This is a genomic window from Microcoleus sp. B13-B6 (assembly GCF_036705405.1).
Lineage (GTDB): Bacteria > Cyanobacteriota > Cyanobacteriia > Cyanobacteriales > Microcoleaceae > Microcoleus.
In genome coordinates, this window is sequence record NZ_JAUBUJ010000044.1 from 28,950 (window position 1) to 33,154 (window position 4,205).

Genomic DNA, 4,205 nt, shown 5'->3' on the forward strand with positions numbered 1-4,205 from the left:
AGCAACAGGCAAGATGCCTGTTCCACAAAGAGTTATTTTTTTTGGTGGGGTTTTCTCCTGTCAGCAACAGGCAAGATGCCTGTTCCACAAAGAGTTATTTTTTTTTGATGGATCGACATTACCAACATAACTTTTTTCCAAAAAGGCGGCAAGTGCGGTATGATGTGATTTCGCGATCGGTTCTAGCGGGGAGCAGCCGTTAGAGGAAACGGGGAAAGTTCGGTGCAAGTCCGGCGCTGTCCCGCAACTGTAATGAAACCGTTGTGGTTTCTCAAGTCAGAATGCCCGCCGATATCTAACTCACTTTTGAACGCATCTGCGAGGTACGGATGATGGATGGAATTAACACGGCTGTACGCACAAAGCACAGTCTATTTGTTTGCACTGCTTGCGCTAGTGTTTGGAAAAACGGCAAGCGCGAAGGTAAAAGCGGCGGTCAACAATTTATGGAAAATTTGTCGCAACTCGCTAAAGATTGGGAGTTTTCTGATAAGTTTGAGATTCAAGAGGTTGAGTGCATGAGTGCTTGCAGTCACTCTTGTGCGGTGTCTTTTGCTGCTGTTGGAAAGTACACTTATCTGTTTGGCGATTTACCAGCAAATGAGTCGGAAAGCGTCGAGGCTGTACTCGAATGCGCGGGTCAATACTATGCTAAACCGGACGGTTTGTTGCCTTGGTCTGAGCGTCCTCAAGCTCTGAAAAAAGGTGTTTTAGCAAAGATTCCACCACTGGTAAATTAGAGTTTTTCTTGTTCCTAGGATCGGCCCATTGGTGACAACTTAACGTCAAACCGGCCCTCCTGCCCTCCGGCAGCAGTCCGGCAGGGGTTGAAACCCCTGCCTCAAAGCTAAAGTCCTCTGAAGAGGACTGAAGAACTCATTAGTCCTCTTCAGAGGACTTTAGCTATCAGCCAGGGAATTCATTCCCTGGCGGACGGTCGGCTTAAGTTGTCACCAATGGGTAGAGCTTGGGAACTAGAAAACGAGAGATTCCCCTTCACCAACAACAACAAAATTATCAATGCACAAAATCCCTGTTACTGTCATCACTGGTTTTCTTGGTAGCGGCAAAACTACCTTAATTCGCCACTTATTGCAAAATAATCAAGGTCGCCGCATTGCTGTTCTGGTTAACGAATTTGGCGAAATCGGAATTGATGGAGAACTGCTGCGCGATTGCCAAGTTTGCGATGAAGAAGAAAATGTCAGCAGCAATATTGTTGAACTAACAAATGGTTGTCTTTGCTGCACTGTTCAAGAGGAATTCTTGCCGACTATGCAGGAATTGTTGAAGCGCAGAGAACAAATTGATTGTATCTTAATTGAGACTTCTGGCCTCGCACTTCCTAAACCTTTGATTCAAGCTTTTCGCTGGCCGGAAATTCGGACGGGTGCTACTGTAGACGGTGTTGTTGCTGTTGTCGATTGCGAAGCTATTGCTAGCGGTACTTTTGTCGGTGATATTGATGCTTTGATGGCACAGCGACAAGCTGATTCTAGTTTAGATCACGAAACTCCGATCGAGGAATTGTTTGAAGACCAGTTAGCCTGTGCCGATATGGTACTTTTAACGAAGGTCGATCGCGTAGATGCTGAAACTCACAAGAAAGTCCAAAGCTGGTTGCAACAAGAGTTACGTCCGAGTGTAAAAATTGTTCCCTGCAAAAGTGGCGAAATTAACCCCGATGTGCTAATGGGATTTAATGCGGCGGTTGAGGATGATTTGGAGTCTCGTCCGAGTCACCACGACACTGAGGAGGAACATGAACATGATGATGATATTAACTCGACTTACTTTATTGCCGATCGCGAATTTGAACCGGAAGCTTTGGTGAAAAAACTGCAATCGTTGATGCAGCAGGAGGAAATTTATCGGATTAAAGGGTTTGTGGCGGTTCCCAAGAAACCGATGAGGATGGTGTTGCAAGGTGTGGGTTCACGGATAGAATATTTTTACGATCGTCCTTGGCAACCTTCCGAAGTCCGCCAAACCAAATTAGTGCTGATCGGTCGGGAACTCAACTCTGCTAAAATACAGTCATTTTTGTAGTTGAATGCGGGCGATCGCTTTTTTTGAGAAAGGGCGATCGATCTGCAATCATTCTGCACTCGATACTGTTTCTAACGTCAAAATGCCGATCGATTTATTAACAACTAGCTGCATCCTATCTAACCATTGCGAACCGATTAAAATCTCCGGGAGTTCCTCTCCAACATGAACCGGAATAACAAACTCTTGACCGTCAATAATTACTCGACCTTCATAGAGGTCAAATAAAGCATCTCCCCGCGCTGTAGCCAGCTTGAATTTAGATTTAACTAACGGCCACTCCAAAGCCTCCATATCTTGAAAATTAATTGCCAGATAGCCTGCGGTAAAACCTGTATCTAGCATTACTTCCACTGGAAAAATCTCGCCATTAGATGCAATCAACTCTATCTCAAAAAACAATTCTCCGTTTTCCCCAAACCAACCTGATATCATATTCTGCCACAGGTTCCTGTTTCATTGAGGCGAAAGGTTGTTAACATCACATTTTTATCGCCATACTGTTCCTTAATTTTTTGGACAATGCCTAACAGTTTGGGGTCAATTAAGTATTCTTCGCTGTCCGGCTCTATCGCAATAAACCAATTGTAATACTCGTCGATCAGTTTCGGGCGAATTCGCTCAAATATTGCTCGACCGCGCAAACCGAGTTCAGTTCTTTCTGCTTTGCGCCTTGCTAATTCTTCGGGTGGTATAGTTTGTTCGGGAGAGATTCTATTCCGCAGCGCTTTTCGCTTTTCTGATAGCTGAGTCATGGTGTTTTTTAGATTAAATGTATAGATTGATTTATGATAGCCCACAAGTATTATTTTGTCTATTTTTCCTACAACCAGCCCTTAAAGTCTCCAGCGAACTATTTATTAACATTTTGTAATATTCTTGCTACTAGCAGCTTGTCTGGTGTACAATAACGATAATGGTTATCATTGTACAATAATCGAGGTCAAGTATGGTGAGTGCTGGGGCGATCGAATCAGTTCCTGTTACCGTTCTCACAGGCTATTTAGGTGCAGGCAAAACTACGCTACTGAACCGCATTTTAACACAGGAACACGGCAAAAAAGTTGCAGTCATCGTCAACGAATTCGGCGAAGTAGGCATCGACAACCAACTGATAATTGATGCCGACGAAGAAATTTTTGAGATGAACAACGGCTGCATTTGCTGTACAGTCCGAGGCGATTTAATTCGGATTATCGGCAACTTAATGAAGCGGCGAGACAAATTCGATCACATAGTCATCGAAACCACAGGTTTAGCCGACCCCGCACCAGTAATTCAAACCTTTTTTGTAGACGAAGATATGCGGGAAAAATTACTGCTAGATGCAGTTGTCACCGTAGTCGATGCCAAGCACATCTGGCAGCACTGGGACGCAGACGAAGCTCAAGAACAAATTGCATTCGCCGATGTAGTTTTGCTCAACAAAACTGATTTAGTGACTGAGGAAGAATTGGCAGAATTAGAAAGGCGAATTCGCGCCATGAATGCAATGGCAAAAATTCACCGCACCCGCAACGCTGAATTAGCAATGGATGCTTTGTTGGGCGTTAAAGCATTTGATTTGAACCGGGCATTAGAAATAGAACCAGACTTTTTGGGCGAACACACTCACGAACACGACGAAACAGTAACTTCCGTAGCAATAGTCGAATCCGGTGCTATTGATGGCAACAAATTTAGCGATTGGATTGAGGAATTGTTGCGAACTCAAGGCCCGAATATCTTTCGGACAAAGGGCATTTTGAATGTCGCCGGAGACAACAAGCGATTTGTTTTTCAAGGAGTACACATGGTGTTCGATGGCCGACCGGATAGACCTTGGAAAGCTACCGAAACTCCGAAAAATGAGCTTGTATTCATCGGCCGCAACTTAAACGAAAATCAATTGCGAGAGGATTTTCGTAGATGTCTGGTTTAACTGACATCTTGAAGCATTTTTAATAAGCTTTTTAGGAACAGGCAAGATGCCTGTTCCACAAGATGAAAATTCATCTTTTGTGGGATGGAACAGGCAAGATGCCTGTTCCACAAGATGAAAATTCATCTTTTGTGGCACGGGCATCTTGCCCGTGGAAGGGAACAGGCAAGATGCCTGTTCCACAAGATGAAAATTCATCTTTTGTGGGATGGAACAGGCAAGATGCCTGTTCCAC

Annotated in this window: 6 protein-coding genes and 1 riboswitch; of the genes, 4 read left to right on the forward strand and 2 right to left on the reverse strand. The window is 44.3% G+C overall.

Annotated elements, in window-relative coordinates; all coding sequences use genetic code 11:
* From QUB35_RS19865 to cobW, 3 genes are all read left to right on the forward strand, one after another.
* A partial coding sequence (locus QUB35_RS19865) for a hypothetical protein (protein WP_333143488.1) occupies positions 1–203 on the forward strand: 203 nt, incomplete at its 5' end.
* Positions 161–307, forward strand: a riboswitch (cobalamin riboswitch). (Overlaps the previous gene by 43 nt.)
* 25 nt (positions 308–332) lie before the next feature.
* Complete coding sequence (locus QUB35_RS19870; protein ID WP_333143489.1) at positions 333–740, forward strand: DUF1636 domain-containing protein; 408 nt, start codon at positions 333–335, stop codon at positions 738–740.
* A 280-nt stretch (positions 741–1,020) separates the two neighbouring features.
* On the forward strand, positions 1,021–2,049 hold the full coding sequence (gene cobW / locus QUB35_RS19875; RefSeq protein ID WP_333143490.1) for a cobalamin biosynthesis protein CobW: 1,029 nt from the start codon (positions 1,021–1,023) through the stop codon (positions 2,047–2,049).
* 48 nt (positions 2,050–2,097) lie between these two features.
* Here cobW and QUB35_RS19880 read toward each other — a convergent pair whose 3' ends face one another.
* Both QUB35_RS19880 and QUB35_RS19885 read right to left on the reverse strand, forming a co-directional pair.
* On the reverse strand, positions 2,098–2,484 hold the full coding sequence (locus QUB35_RS19880) for an aspartyl protease (protein WP_333143491.1): 387 nt from the start codon (positions 2,482–2,484) through the stop codon (positions 2,098–2,100).
* A complete protein-coding gene (locus tag QUB35_RS19885; RefSeq protein WP_333107053.1) occupies positions 2,481–2,804 on the reverse strand; it encodes a hypothetical protein in 324 nt (107 codons plus the stop codon). The genes QUB35_RS19880 and QUB35_RS19885 overlap by 4 nt, the downstream gene beginning before the upstream one ends.
* Before the next feature lie 194 nt (positions 2,805–2,998).
* On the opposite strand from QUB35_RS19885, the gene QUB35_RS19890 reads away from it, so the two are divergent.
* Complete coding sequence (locus tag QUB35_RS19890; RefSeq protein ID WP_333143492.1) at positions 2,999–3,970, forward strand: GTP-binding protein; 972 nt, start codon at positions 2,999–3,001, stop codon at positions 3,968–3,970.
* Positions 3,971–4,205: the final 235 nt, after the last annotated feature.